Source organism: Lachnospira pectinoschiza (genome assembly GCF_900103815.1).
GTDB classification, from domain to species: Bacteria; Bacillota; Clostridia; order Lachnospirales; family Lachnospiraceae; genus Lachnospira; species Lachnospira pectinoschiza_B.
The window spans coordinates 737,047-754,607 of sequence record NZ_FNHZ01000001.1 but is presented as its reverse complement, the minus strand read 5'-3'; the positions used below and the strand labels follow the sequence as shown (position 1 = coordinate 754,607).

Below are 17,561 nucleotides of genomic sequence, written 5' to 3'. Positions count from 1 at the left end.
CATTAGTAACAGCCTTTGAAATCCGACTACATATCAATTTGAGAACCGTCGCCATTAGAGGCAGCTTCGCTGCGAGGCTCCGGCTACATAGCAATTGTAAAACAATTGCTACAGTGCTTAAAATCTAAATTTGTCTTCGAAGTATGCCTTAAGATCTGCAATTGCAACTCTTTCCTGTTCCATAGTATCTCTATCACGAACAGTTACGCAACCATCTTCTTCAGAATCAAAGTCATATGTAATACAGTAAGGAGTTCCGATTTCATCTAATCTTCTATATCTCTTACCGATGTTTCCTCTATCATCGAATTCGCAGTTGTAGTACTTAGAAAGTTCTGCATATACTTTCTCTGCGCCTTCGTTTAACTTCTTAGAAAGTGGTAAAATACCAATCTTTACAGGAGCAAGTGCTGGATGGAAGTGAAGAACAGTTCTTACGTCGCCGCCTTCTAATTCTTCTTCATCATAAGCTGCACAAAGGAATGCAAGTGTAACTCTATCTGCACCAAGTGATGGCTCAATAACGTATGGTACATACTTTTCCTTAGCTTCATCATCAAAGTAAGACATATCCTCACCTGATGTTGTCTGATGCTGAGTAAGATCGTAATCAGTTCTATCAGCGATACCCCATAATTCACCCCAACCAAATGGGAATAAGAATTCGATATCTGTTGTACCCTTAGAGTAGAATGCTAATTCTTCTGGATCATGATCTCTAAGTCTCATTTCATCTTCCTTGATACCAAGAGAAAGTAACCAATCACGGCAGAAGCCTCTCCAATACTGGAACCATTCAAGGTCAGTACCTGGCTTGCAGAAGAACTCTAATTCCATCTGCTCGAATTCTCTTGTTCTAAATGTAAAGTTACCAGGAGTAATTTCATTACGGAATGACTTACCTACCTGTCCAATACCAAATGGTACCTTCTTTCTTGAAGTTCTCTGAACGTTCTTAAAGTTAACGAAAATACCCTGAGCTGTTTCTGGACGAAGATAAACTGTATTCTTAGCATCTTCTGTAACACCCTGGAAAGTCTTGAACATAAGGTTAAACTGTCTAATTTCTGTGAAGTTATGCTTTCCACAAGAAGGACAATTAATTTCATGCTCATCGATGAAGTTCTTCATATATTCCTGAGTCCAACCATCTACTGATGACTCAAGTTCGTAGTTATTGTCTGCTGCCCAATCTTCAATGATCTTGTCAGCTCTAAATCTTTCATGACATTCCTTACAGTCCATTAAAGGATCTGAGAAACCACCTAAGTGACCTGATGCTACCCATGTCTGTGGATTCATAAGAATAGCACAGTCAACACCAACGTTGTAAGGATTCTCCTGAATAAATTTCTGCCACCAAGCTCTCTTAACATTGTTCTTAAGCTCAACACCAAGATTACCGTAATCCCATGTATTAGCAAGACCACCATAGATTTCAGAACCTGGATATACAAAGCCTCTTGCCTTAGCTAAGGCAACAATCTTCTCCATTGTCTTTTCCATATTGAAACTCCTTTTTATTATAGTCTATTAGACTTAATTACTTATAAAGCTAGTTATCTGGAAGATAACTAGCTTTTTTAGTTTATAACATAATATTAAATTTGGCAATTGTTAATTTAAGCCTTTTAGTTGTCTGCAAGGTCTTTTTTATCATAGCCGAAGTTTTTCATTAAGATATCGCTATCTCTCCACTCCTTCTTAACCTTAACCCAGAGCTTTAAATTAACCTTCATCTCTAACTGCTTCTCGATTTCGAAGCGAGCATCAGTTCCAATTCTTTTAAGCATATTGCCGCCCTTACCAATAATAATTCCCTTATGAGAATCTCTTTCACATATAATTGTGGCATCAATATCAGTAATAGGCTTTTTATTAGTTGTCTGTCTTTCCTTAAGCATATTGATTTCGACAGCAATACCGTGAGGAATTTCATCTTCTAGACAATAAAGAGCCTTCTCTCTAATAAGTTCAGCAATAATCTGACGCATTGGCTGATCTGTAACAGTATCTGCATCATAATACATTGGACCATATGGAAGATAGTCAAAGATAGCTTCCTTTAAATCCTCTACATTGTTACCATTTCTTGCAGATACAGGAACTATCTCATCAAATTCAAGTTCCTTTCTATACATATCAATTACAGGAAGAACCTCTTCCTTCTTAACCATATCTATCTTATTAATAACAAGGATTATAGGCTTCTTTACATTTTTAAGACGCTCTAAAATCTTTGATTCTGCTTCACCTATGAAAGCCTTAGGTTCAACTAAATAACATATAACATCCACATCCTTGATTGTACGCTCTGCTGCGTTAACCATGTACTCTCCAAGCTTATTCTTAGCTTTATGAATACCTGGTGTATCAACAAAGACAATCTGTCCTCTCTCATCAGTATAAACTGTCTGGATTCTATTTCTTGTTGTCTGTGGCTTATTAGAAGTAATGGCAATCTTCTGACCTATGATATTGTTCATAAGTGTTGATTTACCTACGTTTGGTCTTCCAATAAATGTTACAAAACCTGACTTAAGGTTTTCATTATTAGCTGTGGCACCATTTCCTGTAATACCACTAGCTGCAAGCATTTCGTCTAAATTCATTAATTAATTCCTTTCTTACTATCTCATCATAACCATTTTTCTAGTTTCCACTAGATAGGATAAGAGGCTTAACCTCATCAAAGATTTCCTTATTATCCTGGATTACCTGCTGGTTACCTACTACGCTTAAGTAATCCTGTTCCATTGCTAATTTAACAATTGGTGCAAGGGCCTTAATAGCCTTAACATCACACTCTAGAATTTCCTTTCTTTCCTTTGCAAATGTGTCGTAATCCGCATTGCTTAAGTAAGCGCTAAAGGATCTAATACCCTTAGCTGAAGGATTTAGAGGTGTGTCTAAATCACTAATTGTTCCAATGATATATTTTAACATATCTCTATCTGAAACATCAAAGTTTTCTACATACTCATAAGCCTTTTTAAAGATATCAATAGTTTCCTTTAAGTTTGGATCTCTATAACTTGAAAGATACATATCACCATTTCTTAGGAAACTACTGTTACAGCCATAAGCTCCACCCTTAACTCTTACATTTATCCATAAATAATCATAAGAGAAGATAACCTTTAATACCTTTAGGGCGCCAGTATATTCATAGCCTTCCTTAATATAATTTCCACACATAGCCACATACTGCACCTGTGAAGAAGATGTAAAGCCAGTCTTAACCTTCTTTGGCACATATTCACGCTTAGCGACTTCATACTTATTATCAGGAACATCCTCTAAGAACTTCTTAAGAGACTTCTCAAATAATTCGTAGCCCTCGTCATCAGCTGTAATATGAACTACAAGATTATCCTTATTGAAAATGTATGAAACAAGCTCATTTAACTTTGAAACGATAGTTTCCTTAAGCTCGTCAAAGTTAGCATTTAAGCGCTCAATAAAGCTGTAATACTGATAGCCCTTCATAAGGTTAGAATAGTGAGCCTTCTTTGAGAACTGTGAAAGTGTATTCATAACAGCCACTGTGTTACCTGCACTAACCATTGAGCCCTCAAGTCTTGACTTACTTCTAGCAAGGATTTCCTTTAATCTCTTATAGTCATCAAACTTTGTTGTATAAATGATTTCCTTATACATATCAAAGATGAAGTCTAGCTTATTATAAAGGGACTTACCCTTTAACTCATATCTAATTGTAAACTTATCTAAGTCGTCCTTATCTGAGTAAATTGCAGCTCCATCAGTTCTAATTCCACCACTGTTAATATTGATTTCATTAGTTAATTCCTGATAGCTGTAATTTTTTGTATCCATAGCTGTCATTACAGTTGAAAGTAAGCCAACGTATGGAATAAGCTCTTCTGGTACATCCTTACAATCAAAAGAAAGTAATGAGTAGGCAATCTTATTAGTAAATAAATCACTAAATACTACGTCCACTCCGTTAACTTCTCTCTTATCGATGTAGAGCTTTTCAGGCTTCTTCTCAATATCAGAGAGCTTAAGCATAGGAATTGTCTCTAAGTCCTTCTGACTAGATGGAGTATCCTGATATTCCTTTAATTCCTTAGTAGACTTAATGATTTCCTCAAGCTGCTCATCTGTTAAAGTAGCCTTGTAATCTGCAAGTCTCTTAGCTTCCTTTTGTCTTCTTGCCTCATCTAAGCCCTTCTTAGGATTTAGAGTAAGAATTAACTTGTGGTTATTGTTAAGTAAATACTTATCGATTAAATTTTCAAAATAACCCTTATCAATCTCTTCTCTTAATTCTGCGTAAATCTTGCCTTCCTTAACATGAACAAAAGGCTTTGTCTCATCATAAAACCAGCTATCATTCATATTTAGGTAGTACATAAGTCCCTTAGGGAATGGGCCGTAATCTGCCTCTCTATACTTAAATTCATAATAGTTAAGAGCAGCAAGTAATAATCTAGGATTAATACCCTCATCTCTTAGCTTAGTTAAAGTCTCATTAACTACCTTAACGAACTCGTCCTTCTTAGCTGCATTAGCATTCTTAGCTACAATTGAGTAAATTGGCTGATAAACTGAAGATTCAAAATCAGAATAAATATCAGTACCAATACCTGCATCAATTAAAGCCTGCTTTAGTGGTGCGCCTGGCGCAAGAACTAAGGCATAATCTAGAATATCCATAGCAAGATATAACTTATCATCAGTACTTGTACCAACTACTGTGTTATATGAAAAATATGTATTATTCTCCTCTGACTCATCATCGGCAATAGCATATTCTCTTACTAAATCAAGAGGCTTATCAAAGCCCTTCTGATAGGCAATATCAGTGTTAATATTAACATCTGCCTTATCAAAGTTATCAAGATATTCCTTAGCTAAGTAATCAAGTCTTTCATTAATATCAAAGTCACCATAAATATAGATGTAGCTATTCACAGGATGATAATATTCACCATGATACTTTAAGAATTCCTCATAAGTTAAATCAGGAATAACCTCTGGGTCTCCGCCAGATTCATACTTATAGTTGTTATCTGGGAAAAGACTTGAAAATGTATATCTAGCAAGGACGTCATCAGCTGATGAAAATGCACCCTTCATTTCGTTAAATACAACGCCGTTGAACTTAAGTGGTGCATCCTTACTCTCTAATTCGTAATGCCATCCCTCCTGCATAAAGATCTTCTTCTCCTTATACATGTTAGGATAGAAAACTGCATCCATATAAACGTCAGTTAAGTTCTTAAAATCCACGTCATTACAACTTGCCACAGGATAAATTGTCTTATCTGGGTAAGTCATGGCATTAAGGAATGTATTAAGTGAACCCTTAACTAATTCAACAAAAGGATCCTTTACAGGGTACTTTCTTGAACCGCAAAGAGTTGAATGTTCAATAATATGCTGAGTTCCAGTGTCGTTAGTTGGAGGTGTCTTAAAGCCAATTGAAAACACCTTATTATTATCATCATTAGATACTAAGCAAATCTTAGCACCACTCTTTTTATGTTTAAGTAATAAACCTACTGAATTAAGGTCTTCTAACTGTTCAACACTAATAGTCTCATAATCACCTCGACTAAAGTTTTTTAACTTGTCAAAATGTGCTTTTAAATCCATAGTCTGTCCTCTTTTCTTTTAAAATTTTATCTATAAGCAAATGCGTTAAAAATAGCTAATTTACTAGCTTACAAAACAATAAAACAGGTCTTGCAAATGCTAATTTTAACATACTACAAGACCTGTTGTAAACTTACCGTATAGCCATAAATAGTGAAAGTTTTATAAAACTAACTCATAATAAACTAGTAAATTTATATCACGTACTTTTTATATATAAATTATATCATTAATAAACAGAATTGCAAGTGTAAAGCGGGGGATTGCTTACACTGCGTTCATATAATCTCACATAAAACAACACCCCAAGCTTAGGCTAATTCTTTACGCTTTCTCTCAATCATTTCATCGATACGGTTAATGTATTCGTCTACATTTTTCACATTCTCAACTCTAGTAATAAGGCTAGAATTGTCTACTGGGTTAGTGCTTACAATCTTAGTGCTAGCGCCTGCACCACAAGCAATGATTGTCTGTACCTCTTCCATAATGAGAATATTGTAAATGCATTCTTTACCTGGACGGGCATAGCCTACATTTTCAAAATTACCAGCCATATTCTTCTGGCGATACATATAATAAGGCTCTACCCCTAAGTCCTTAGCACATTCTTCTGTCATATTCACAATGCTTTCAGTGTTCTTAAAATCTAAGTTCTTATATCTATCTCTATAGATATTAAGTCTACTAGAACGCTTAAGGGCAAGGGAGTGTACAGTGAGTGAACTTGGATTCATGGCCTTAATTGTATCAAGGGTATTCTTAACCTCTTCTGGTCCTTCCCCTGGAAGTCCAAGAATCATATCCATGTTGATATTATCAAAGCCTAGCTCTGTTGCTAGCTTATAAGCATTCTTAATGTCCTCAACACTGTGCTTTCTTCCGATTAAATCAAGAGTTTCCTGATTCATAGTCTGAGGATTAATAGAGATTCGCTCTACCTTATGGTCTCTTAAAACCTCTAACTTCTCCCTTGTGATGCTGTCCGGTCTACCAGCTTCCACTGTAAGCTCCAATACATTTTCTAAATCAAAGCACTCCTCTAACTTAGTAAGTACCCTATCTAGCTGGGCAGGGCTTAGAGTTGTAGGTGTTCCCCCGCCAAAATAAACTGTATCAAGGCGCTTGCCCTTCATCATCTTAGAAACCTCTGTAATCTCATGAATCAAGGCATCCACGTAAGCCTCTACCCTATCCTTAAAGGCATTGTAGGCATAGGCTGAGAAAGAACAGTAAAGGCAAATACTAGGACAGAAGGGAATTCCAATATAAAGACTATATCCATTTTTTACATCAAGCTTTGAAACTAGGGAAATCTCCTTTTTAGCCACCTCAATAGCAAGCTTTGCCTTTGCTAGACTTGTAAAATGTTCCTTTGTAAAAAAGTCAATAATCTCTTCTTCTGACTTACCCTCAACTATCATCTGATAGGCGATTTTACTAGGGCGAACCCCTGTCATGTTACCCCATGGAAGACCATGACCTTCCTTTTCTTCAAGCTGTTTATAGAGCTTAACCTTAAACTTCTCGTGGGCATCGGCTTTCGAGAGTCCTGTTACATCAGGGGCTTCAATCTCAATTAACTTATCCCCTTCCTCTAACTTTACTGTCACTTCCTTAATAGGATTAAAAGTGGCAGGATTATTCACATCTGAAGTTCCAGATATTGGTCTTGCAGGCTTTACATCCACTCTTGGATAAAAGCTTCTTACAATTGTAACCGCATCGTCGTAAAATGCGTCATCATCTATATTTATATAAATCATATTGATCCTTTCTAAACTTGGGATTTCTCTCCCAAATAAAAGCAGTCTAAAACAAAAATCTGCTTGTCCCAAAAGACAAGCAGACTTAATTCTACTATATATCACAAAAATTATCTAGTTAGTATTTTTAGTAAACAAATGGATTATATGCCTTTTCATGCATAATGCTTGTTTCCTGGCCATGTCCTGGATAACAGATGGTCTCATCCGGTAAAACAAATAGCTTATTCTTAATTTCACGAACTAAGCTAGACATGCTACCTGTTGGAAAATCTGATCTACCCACAGATTCATAAAAGAGAGTATCTCCTGTAAACATAATAGACTCCTCTGGAAAATAAAAGCACATACCACCTTCTGTGTGTCCCGGCGTATGTATAGCCTTTATCTTAAAGCCCGCAAGCTCAAATTCCTCTCCATCTTTTAAGTAAACATCTGCCTTAATTGTAAAATTAAGACCATAATCACTTGAAAGATTCTTATAAGGAGATTCAAGCAAGTCTTTTTCAGCATCTGCTGCATAGACCTTAATATTATATTTCTTTCTTAATTCATCCACTGCTCCAATGTGATCAAAATGCCCGTGAGTTAGTAAAATCGCCACAGGCTTAGCCTTACTAGATTCTACCATTTGAGCAATTACATCTGCTCTATCTGCTGGGTCAACAATAATACATTCATCCAACGCATCATTAGTAAACAAATAACAATTTGTACTAATCATGCCTAAAACTCTACAATCTAGTTTGCTCATTTTTTCCTCCCATTTGACCTAAAGGTCTAGCATTAACAATATGTAAAATAAATCTTAGCCCGTTGTTCTTTCAATATCAGTTACTGATTCAACCTTCTGTAGCTTATCAATAAGTCTATTAAGCTCATCCTTTGTATGAATAGTAAATCCAATATTGATTGTGGCAATGTTCTTCTTATTAATTCTACAATTCAAGCTTGTCATAGAAATGTTAGCTTCTGTAAATATCTTAGAAATATCAACAATAAGGCCATTTCTATTATTAGCGTAAATATTAATTTCAGTACTGTACTTCTCTGTGCTATCTCCTGAGCTTTCCCATTCTGCTTCAATAAGTCTTGCTCTCTCACTTGCTGGGAAGTTTAGGATATTAATACAGTCTGTTCTATGGATAGAGATACCTCTACCTCTTGTAACGAAACCAACAATTTCATCGTTTGGCACTGGATTACAACACTTAGAAAATCTAACTGCCACATCATGTGTACCCTTAACTATGATGCCAGACTTGCCGGAATTCTTCTTAATTTTTGCCTTAGGGTCATTTGCAAGAACCTCTTCAAGTACTGAATCGTCTGTGATTTCATTTTTCTTATTCTTAAGATACTCATCATAGAGCTTATTAACTACCTGGCCTTCTTTTAAGCCACCATGACCTACTGTTGCAAGCATGGAATCCCAGTTTTTAAAGCCATACTTCTTTAGAGCCTTCTCAATAAATTCTGGCTTAATAAGTTCTTCCTGCTTATAGCCCTTAGCCTTAATGTAGTTAGAAATAAGTTCCTTACCACGAACGATATTCTCTTCCTTTAATTCCTGATTGAACCACTGATTGATCTTATTCTTAGCCTGTGTTGACTTAACAATAGATAGCCAATCTCTACTTGGTCCCTTAGAATTCTGGGATGTGATAATTTCAATTCTATCGCCGCTTTGTATCTTATAATCAATATTAACTAACTTACCGTTAACTCTAGCGCCTACCATTCTATTACCTACAGCAGAGTGAATGCTATAAGCAAAATCAATAGGACAAGAGCCTGCTGGTAAATTCTTTACATCTCCCGATGGAGTGAAGGCATATACGGAATCTGAGAAAAGGTCTAAGTCGCTCTTAATAGATGATAAGAACTCCTTATTATCAGACATGTCGCGCTGCCACTCTAGAATCTGTCTTAACCAGCTAAGCTTAGCCTCCTCAGACTGAGTGTCCTTACCGCCTGTCTTACCTTCCTTATATTTCCAATGTGCTGCAATACCGTATTCAGCAATTCTATGCATCTCGTAAGTTCTAATCTGAACTTCAAAAGGCTGACCATTTGAAGCAATTAGAGTTGTATGAAGAGACTGATAGTTATTAGGCTTTGGCATGGCAATATAGTCTTTAAATCGACCAGGGATTGGCTTATACATCTCATGAATAACACCAAGGGCCGCATAACAATCCTTTACGGAATCCACCTTAATTCTTACAGCAAAAATATCATAAATCTGGTCTAGTGTCTTATTCTGACTTACCATCTTACGATAGATTGAGAAGAAGTGCTTAACTCGACCATCAATTTCAGCATCAATATCCGCATTCTTAATATGCATTCCTACTTCCTTAATTATGCTTTTTATAAATGCTTCTCTGCCGGGTCTATTAGCACTGACCTCTTCAACTAATTTGTTGTATTCTTCTGGCATTAAGTAACGCATGGCTAAATCATCTAATTCAACCTTAATCTTACTAATACCAAGTCTATGAGCAATTGGAGAATAAATCTCCATTGTTTCTCTTGATTTCTCTACCTGCTTATTAGGCTTTTGATACTGCATTGTACGCATGTTATGAAGTCTATCGGCAAGCTTAATTAAGATAACTCTAATATCCTTTGCCATGGCAAGGAACATCTTTCTTAGGTTTTCAGCCTGAACCTCTATCTTATCATGCTCATAATTTAACTGAGTTAACTTAGTAACACCATCTACAAGTAAGGCTACTTCACTGCCAAACTCTCTTGTAACATCCTCACTTGTAAGGGCTGTATCTTCTACAACATCGTGTAATAAACCCGCTATAATTGTCTCTTTATCAAGCTCTAATTCTGCAAGTATGATTGCAACACAAAGAGGGTGGATAATGTATGGCTCTCCAGATTTTCTCTTCTGATCCTTGTGAGCCTCATAAGCCACCTTATATGCCCTTTCAATATCAGACAAATCTGTGGATGGGTGATAGGCCTTTATCTTTCTTACTAACTCCTTATATAACTCTTCTGGCGCAGTAAAATCAGCCGGTGTCTGTGTTGTTCCCTCCACCTGATTAGTCTTAACATTATTTGATTCTGCAAGTATAATCTTCTCAGGCATAAACTTCTCCTCGTCTTTTAAAATTCTTTATTATCTATCATTATATACATAACTATAAAAAAAGTCACTCTTTTTATGAACGCAGTGTAAGCAATCCCCCGCTTCAAAAGCGTAAGCTTTAAGCGGGGGTATAAAGCTTACTAGTGTCAGAAGGGGTTAAAGCCCCTTCTGACAGGTGGCACAAAGTGCCACTGCGTTCATGAGGAAGTAGCGAAGCGGATTCCGAATGTCCGCTTTACACTAAGTGCACCAGAAAGCTTTCTGGTGCACTTTTATTTCTATTAGTATTCTTTAATTATAGCGATGCGTAAAGATTTTCCATAAATTCGCGGGTCTCTACTGCATTTTCAGGAACTGTATTCTCAAGAGTGCAGTGTACATAAGGCTTGTGCTCCTTAATTAGCTTAAGAAGTAATGGGTAGTTTAAGCCACCCTTACCATCTGGGCCGCCCTTACCTGCTGCCACGCTCTTTAAGTCTACTTCCTTGCCTTCATCAATGAAATCCTTACAGTGAACTACTGCAATATCCTTGCCTAGTAATTCAAAGCCCTTCTTAATAATTTCATCCTGATCCTTAATATTACCTGGATAAAGTAAGTTTACAGGGTCAAAAATAATCTGTAGGTTTGGTGAATTAATTTCATCAAGTACTCTTCTAGCTCTTTCTACTGTATTAACAATATGCTTCCAAACTGGCTCAATGGCAAATATTACGCCAAACTGTTCTGCATACTTGACGATTGGTCTTAAATTCTCAATAAAGCATTCTAGAGCCTCTTCTGAATGATTAGCCTCTTCATACTTGTATTCTTCATTAACAGCACCTGTCTCAGTTCCCACAACAGCACAACCAAGTATGCTAGCAAAACGGATATGAGCCTTGTACTTTTCTACTATCTCAGCATGTTTTACTGGATTAGGATTACAAAGGTTTAAGTAGCATCCAAGTACTGCTACGTCTACCTTGTTGTCGTTACAAATTTCCTTAAGATGCATTGCAAGTCCTGGTGTCATAGCCTCAACCCCTGTGCTATACTCCTTTATTGACTTCTTAAGGGCTAAATGCATGCAATGAAATCCTTGTTCATGAACTCTTGGAATTAAGTCCTCGATTGGTGCATAAGCCATATCATGTGCTCTAATACCTATTCTCATTTAATTGTTCTCCTCCTTCTTTTAAAGCCTAAATAACTAGTCTTATCTTATATCCTCGTAGTTGATTCCGGCTTCTGTTAAAGCCTTGTAGTATGTAATAAGAGGAATGAAGCTTTGTGCAAAGCCCTTTGTTGAATCCCCTGCTACATGTACTGCATCATCAACTATAGTTTTATTTGAAACTCCCGCTCTGACATTCTCACCAATAGTTTTCTTAAATGTCTTAAAGCCCGGATATAAATATTTTATATCAGCTGTCAACTCAAATGCAATAGCCAAAGACTCTAAAAGTAAAGTATTATTGCCATTTCTAGCTAAACTTGGAAGCTCCTTATAATAGAACAAGCCATTATCAAGTAAGCAGTTATCTACTAAATCATCTACAGCACGAATAAGCATTTCCTTTAAATCCTGTCTTGGGAATACTCTGTAATAGCGCATTACACTACCAATAGCTACAGAAATCATAAAACCAACACGAATTAAAGTATTATCTGTATATGGTGCTAGCCAGTGTCCGTACTGCTTTTCCCAAGTAATAAAGCTATCTAATATCCAATCGCACTTACTTAGCCACTTCTTATCATTAGTCTCAACGTATAAAGCAATCAAGGCTCTAAGAGCCCAACCAGTTTCTCTAGCGTTAGCTTCTCCTGGTACGGCATACATAGGTGTATCAAGGAGTCGAAGTACATTTTCACCAATACCAAGGGCAGTCTCAAGGCCTCTCTCATCTCCTGTAAAATGATAATAGTCCATAAGGCCCTCAACCCACTCGTGAGAGCAAACCATAATACCGTTAACAATATGGCCCCCTGTGTGTTCCCACATACCACCGATTCTAAGTGGGTCCTTGCTATAGTGGCAAACGTCCACGTCCATCCAGTGGCTAGCGTGATTAGCCATGTAATCGTAAAATCTTCTAGTTCCAGTTCTTGCAAACTGAAGAGCACAAGCGTGTGGATAGTCGTATTCGTTGTTACTATAAACTGGCTTTCCATTAGCTCTACCCTGCTTTGTATAGCCCTGATCTACTGAGTCGCCCCAGTTTAACATACCGTAATTTCTATCATGGGCATCGCATCTATTAATAAGGGCAATTTCCACATCGTCATCAAGCTTAGTTGGGAATACATCCATTAAAGCCCCCGACTCTCTAAAGACGTCAGGACTAATAACTCCAAGGTCTGGCATCTGATAAATCAAGCTACGGTTGTCAATCTCAACCATACTTTCTTCTGGTCCATGAAAATGTAACAAGAATCTCTGCTCTCTTGCCATACCTGACTGCATCACAACCTTGTTGATATTCTCTGGCACAAGCATAACCCCAATGCCGTTCTTATCAGCCTTAATAGCCTTTGGGTAATTTTGCATTGCCTGATAAATTGTTGCACAAACTCCAGACTTCTCATCAGTTCTATCTGCAAAGAAAGTACCATATAAAACTTCTGCAAAGTGCTCGTTACCTTCCTTTAAGAGGCCTTTGTCGTCTGCGATAACATTTGCATTAAAGCCATCTCTTCCAATATAGAAATCAGTCTTATAGTTTGATCTAGCTGCCACCGTTCTAACAGTATCCACAGGTGTTCTTGATAAAATATCATCTAAATCGTTAATTCCTCTAGTATGAAAGACTGGTCCGCTAGTCTTTGAATTATCAATTGCACCATCACCACAACCTGTAGAATCGCCACCTGCTGATTCATGAAGAGCTTTTGCCATATCAACTAACTCATTATCACAAGCCTTGTTTACATCTGCCTTAACAAAGAATTCAAGGCTATTAATCTCTAAAGGATTATCACTTGTATTAATGATTCTATAAGCCACATCTAAGTAAGGCTTTCCAGAAACTGCAGTAATTCTAAGTTCAAAGTCAATACGCTTTGCGCCATTCTCACTCTCTTCAATTAAATCATGATGTCCTTTTCCTTCAAAAATCGCACTAACAGCTCCTGCCTCAACCACTCTCCAGCTATCAATGTTAAAGCTGTAATTATCAAGCTTAAAACTATCCTCACTAGTTCTATTCTTAACTGATAAATTAGGTCCTACAAAGTTATCCTCTGTGTAATCTCTATAACCATCTTCTAACTTAGAGAAAATATTACTAGAATTATTAGCTAACGAAAACTTTAGGACACCTGTATCTACAGAAATTGTGCCAGCTTCCTTATTTACATTACAACTAAGCTTAGATACATTTTCTAAAGATAAGGCATCTAGATTAGTGATGCCTGTAGCTTCCTTTAATTCTTCCTCTGTCTCCTTGCCTGTAAGGACTGTTGCAAAACAAGTCTTATTAGCTGCAAGGTCAGCAAGAAATCTAACATAAGCAAACTTTATACTTCCATCGTCATACTTTGCTGTAACCTTTGCCTGATGAACTAACTTCTTATCCTTTTGAACAACTGATAATTTATCCAAGTCAAAGTATTCGCCCTTCTTAAAAGGTATAGCAACGCCTACGTATTCCTGCTTTCTCTCGTATCTATATAGCTTCTCAAAATACACATTAACCATAACATACCACCCTTAATACATAAATTTTTAAAAACAATATATCTTTATTATAATATAGTTTGTTATTATAATCTATCAAATTTACATATTTTTTACCCTTGAATAATTATCTATAAAACAAGCTTTTACAGTTATATTGTACAGATGTTTTTGTCCTCTATTAAGAACTTTAATTTATTAGCCAAATTTGATAAAATATTAAATATAAAAAACGGGAGGATTAGAATCTATGAATTATGCAACAATCAAATATAATGATATAGCTAATGGTCCTGGTGTTCGTACCTCTCTTTTTGTAAGTGGTTGTACACACCACTGTAAAGGCTGTTTTAACGAGGTGGCATGGGATTTTAATTATGGTTTAGAATTTACTAAGGAAGTAATGGATGAGATAGTGAAATCCTTAGAACCTGACTATATTACAGGTATTACTCTTTTAGGCGGAGAACCTTTTGAACATGTTAATCAAATTGGTTTACTTCCCCTCTTAAGAGAGATCAAGGAAAAGTATCCAGATAAGTCTATTTGGTGCTTCTCAGGTTATTTATTTGATAAGCAGATCTTACAAGAAATGGTTCCAAAGTGGCCAGAAACCAAGGAAATGATATCTTATATTGATGTTTTAGTAGATGGTAAATTTGTTCTTGAATTAAAGGATTTAATGCTTAAATATCGCGGTTCATCTAATCAAAGATTAATTGACGTTAAAAAGAGCCTCAAAGCTAACGAAGTAATTTTATGGGAGGGCTAATCTAATATGGAATTTACACCATCTATAACTAATACAAAGGTTAATGTAAAAAAGCTTAGTGACAAGGCTGTCATTCCAAGCTACGGTTCAGAATTTGCAGCAGGTGCTGATTTTTACTCAGCAGAGGAAACAAGCATTGTTATTCCTGCAGGCGAAACAAGATTTATTCACACAGGTATTGCAATGGAGATTCCTACAGGTCTTGTAGGTCTTATTTATGCTCGTTCTGGTATGGCTTGCAAGAGAGGTCTTGCACCAGCAAACAAGGTTGGAGTTATTGATTCAGACTATCGTGGAGAAATTATTGTTGCTCTTCACAATCATACTAACGAAGATAAGACTGTAGAAACTGGCGAGCGTGTAGCTCAGATGGTTCTTGCTCCTTACATCGTTGCTAACTACAATGAAGTTGAGGATTTATCTGATACTGATCGTGGTGAGGGCGGTTTTGGTTCTACAGGTAGAAAGTAGTAATTACTCAGTTAAAGCCAATTTAACACTATAATAACAAGGTCTGGTTTTTTATTTTCAATAAGACTAGGCCTTTTTTATTTATCTAAATTTTAAGCTAAAAAATAAAAAAAATTTTTATATGTATGATATAATTAATAAAAGTATATGTTTGGGGGAATTGAATATGTTAGAAGATATCAAGATTTTATCGGATTTAAATTTATATTCCATAACTTTTCGTATAATTTTGGCTATGATTCTTTCTGGTTTACTGGGTATGGAACGTGAAAAAAAGCAAAGACCTGCAGGCTTTAGAACCTATGTAGTAGTTTGTCTTGGTGCTACCCTAACCTGCATCACCAATCTCTATATGTTTGGTCTTTATGAAAATGTTGACCCAGCTAGAATCCCTGCCCAAGTTGTAAGTGGTATAGGTTTCTTAGGTGCTGGTACTATTATTGTGACTAGAAATAGTAGAATAAAAGGCCTGACCACAGCAGCGGGCCTCTGGTGTTGTGCCACCATCGGTATCGCTATTGGGTCAGGCTTTTATTCCGGAGCAATAATCTGCTCAATTGCCGTATTAGTTATTATGCGTGTTCTCACCTTCGTTGATAGAAGCTTTATAAAATATAACAAGTATATCTATCTCTATGTGGAATGTGACCATAGCTTATTCATGCCTGCTCTCATTCGTTTCACCCACGAAAGGGATTACAGCATCTATGATTTAGAACAATATCCTGCCATTAACAATCTACCAGGATACATGTTATTCTCTCTTAAAATTAAGGATCCTCAAAACAGATACAGAGTAATTAACGATATTAAAAACCTAGAAGGCTGTATCTTAATTGAAGAAATGGGACATTAAATATGTCTTAGATATAGTTTGCTGTAGCGCTATCAAGTACAAACTGCTGTGCTCTTGCTACTAACATACCAATGCAAACCTTATCCTTACCATACTTCTCTACCATTAAAGAACCTGTTGAGAAACCATTGTCTTCTGCAAATGTATCAAGTTCTCCCTTGTACTGATATTCAGTAAGTGTCATATCCTCAGCTTCAATAATTGCTTCAAGGATAAGTCTCTGTTCGCATGACTTACGAACATATTCGTCAAATGTCATATTAAAATAATATTCACAATACTCATCATTAGACTTACTCATAAGTGTTGCATAGAAATTGATACTAGTATTAAGCTGATCATACTTTTCATCATATAATGACTGTGGAATATCTGATACTTCGCAAATATTAGTAAGTTCTGTTAATACAGCTTCTTCATAAGCTGACTGAACCTTCTCATCCACATCACTTGCAACTTCTGTCTTAATAGACTCTCTATATTCTTCTACAGTTGAGTAACCATAGTACTGACTAACATAAGCATCTGTAATCATAGGTACATTTGCCTGGTCAACCTCTTCAACTGTAATCTCAAATACTACCTTAGCACCAGCATATTCTGTATTAGAATAATCTTCTGGTAAAGTAACTATCTGAACCTTAGTTTCACCAGCTGTCATGCCATAAAGCATGTCTTCTAGGCCATCAATATCAATAGGGAAATCATCTACACCTAAGATAATTGTCTCCCCTGATGCACTTAATTCAGAAATTGTAACGCCAGAGTAAGCACAAGTTACATTATACATAACCTGATCTGTTGCAATAGCTCCTCTGCTAACTTCTGAATATGTTGTATTCTCTTCCTGATCTTCAAGAATAGCCTCTTCTACTAATTCGTTCTCGATAGATGTTCTATCAACCTCTACGTTAATATTCTTGTAATCTCCCAATGTTACATAGTCACTAGCCTTATAGCCCAAATCAACATCAATCTTTGTATTACATGCTGTAAATGTTGTTAAGATTGTAGTTGCAATTAAAGTGCTAGCTAGAGCCTTTTTTAATATATTCTTTCTCATATAACCCTAAATCCTTTTCCTCTTTTTTTAGGATGCAAACAAGCATATATCTAGCTTTCAGCTTTCGTTTGCATCGGTTATAAATATACCACAATTTACAATTTATTCATAGATTTAAGGCCTAAATTTTATATTTTTCACAAAATTATCATAGACTTATAAATACAAGATTACTTATTATTTTCCTTAATGTACTTACAAGCCTTACGTTGCGAAGTAAAATAGTGCAGCAAAATGATCG

Annotated in this window: 12 protein-coding genes; 3 read left to right on the top strand and 9 right to left on the bottom strand. The window is 36.2% G+C overall.

The genetic code is table 11. From position 1 onward, the window contains the following. Nucleotides 1-117 precede the first annotated feature (117 nt). The 8 genes from BLQ66_RS03140 to BLQ66_RS03105 all read right to left on the bottom strand — a co-directional run bounded on the left by BLQ66_RS03140 (nt 118) and on the right by BLQ66_RS03105 (nt 14,179). Complete coding sequence (locus tag BLQ66_RS03140; RefSeq protein ID WP_027430390.1) at nt 118-1,506, bottom strand: glycine--tRNA ligase; 1,389 nt, start codon at nt 1,504-1,506, stop codon at nt 118-120. Between the two features lie 125 nt (nt 1,507-1,631). Next, nucleotides 1,632-2,597 carry a GTPase Era gene (gene era, locus BLQ66_RS03135; RefSeq protein WP_074521062.1) on the bottom strand — a complete coding sequence of 322 codons (966 nt, stop codon included), beginning with the start codon at nt 2,595-2,597 and terminating at the stop codon, nt 1,632-1,634. Nucleotides 2,598-2,652: 55 nt separating this feature from the next. Beyond that, nucleotides 2,653-5,622, bottom strand: coding sequence for an insulinase family protein (locus BLQ66_RS03130; RefSeq protein WP_074520878.1), 2,970 nt, complete (start codon nt 5,620-5,622; stop codon nt 2,653-2,655). 311 nt (nt 5,623-5,933) lie between these two features. Then, nucleotides 5,934-7,388 carry a coproporphyrinogen dehydrogenase HemZ gene (gene hemZ / locus BLQ66_RS03125; RefSeq protein ID WP_074520877.1) on the bottom strand — a complete coding sequence of 485 codons (1,455 nt, stop codon included), beginning with the start codon at nt 7,386-7,388 and terminating at the stop codon, nt 5,934-5,936. A gap of 127 nt (nt 7,389-7,515) precedes the next feature. Continuing rightward, nucleotides 7,516-8,142: an MBL fold metallo-hydrolase gene (locus BLQ66_RS03120; RefSeq protein ID WP_074520876.1), complete on the bottom strand. Its 627-nt coding sequence runs from the start codon at nt 8,140-8,142 to the stop codon at nt 7,516-7,518. A gap of 54 nt (nt 8,143-8,196) precedes the next feature. After that, the gene (locus BLQ66_RS03115) at nt 8,197-10,497 is read right to left on the bottom strand and encodes a RelA/SpoT family protein (protein WP_083330243.1); all 2,301 of its coding nucleotides are present in this window, start codon (nt 10,495-10,497) and stop codon (nt 8,197-8,199) included. 295 nt (nt 10,498-10,792) lie between these two features. Continuing rightward, the gene (locus tag BLQ66_RS03110; RefSeq protein ID WP_074520875.1) at nt 10,793-11,653 is read right to left on the bottom strand and encodes a sugar phosphate isomerase/epimerase family protein; all 861 of its coding nucleotides are present in this window, start codon (nt 11,651-11,653) and stop codon (nt 10,793-10,795) included. Nucleotides 11,654-11,695: 42 nt separating this feature from the next. Next, entirely contained in the window at nt 11,696-14,179 is a 2,484-nt protein-coding gene (locus tag BLQ66_RS03105; RefSeq protein WP_074520874.1) for an exo-rhamnogalacturonan lyase family protein, read from the bottom strand. 229 nt (nt 14,180-14,408) lie between these two features. On the opposite strand from BLQ66_RS03105, the gene nrdG reads away from it, so the two are divergent. From nrdG to BLQ66_RS03090, 3 genes are all read left to right on the top strand, one after another. Then, nucleotides 14,409-14,930 carry an anaerobic ribonucleoside-triphosphate reductase activating protein gene (gene nrdG / locus BLQ66_RS03100; RefSeq protein ID WP_074520873.1) on the top strand — a complete coding sequence of 174 codons (522 nt, stop codon included), beginning with the start codon at nt 14,409-14,411 and terminating at the stop codon, nt 14,928-14,930. Nucleotides 14,931-14,936: 6 nt separating this feature from the next. Further along, nucleotides 14,937-15,401, top strand: a complete 465-nt coding sequence (gene dut / locus BLQ66_RS03095; protein WP_074520872.1) for a dUTP diphosphatase — start codon at nt 14,937-14,939, stop codon at nt 15,399-15,401. A 166-nt stretch (nt 15,402-15,567) separates the two neighbouring features. Next, nucleotides 15,568-16,257 (top strand): MgtC/SapB family protein, encoded by a 690-nt coding sequence (locus BLQ66_RS03090; protein ID WP_074520871.1) that lies wholly within the window; start codon nt 15,568-15,570, stop codon nt 16,255-16,257. Between the two features lie 7 nt (nt 16,258-16,264). Here BLQ66_RS03090 and BLQ66_RS03085 read toward each other — a convergent pair whose 3' ends face one another. Continuing rightward, a complete protein-coding gene (locus BLQ66_RS03085; protein WP_074520870.1) occupies nt 16,265-17,320 on the bottom strand; it encodes a trigger factor in 1,056 nt (351 codons plus the stop codon). Nucleotides 17,321-17,561 lie beyond the last annotated feature (241 nt).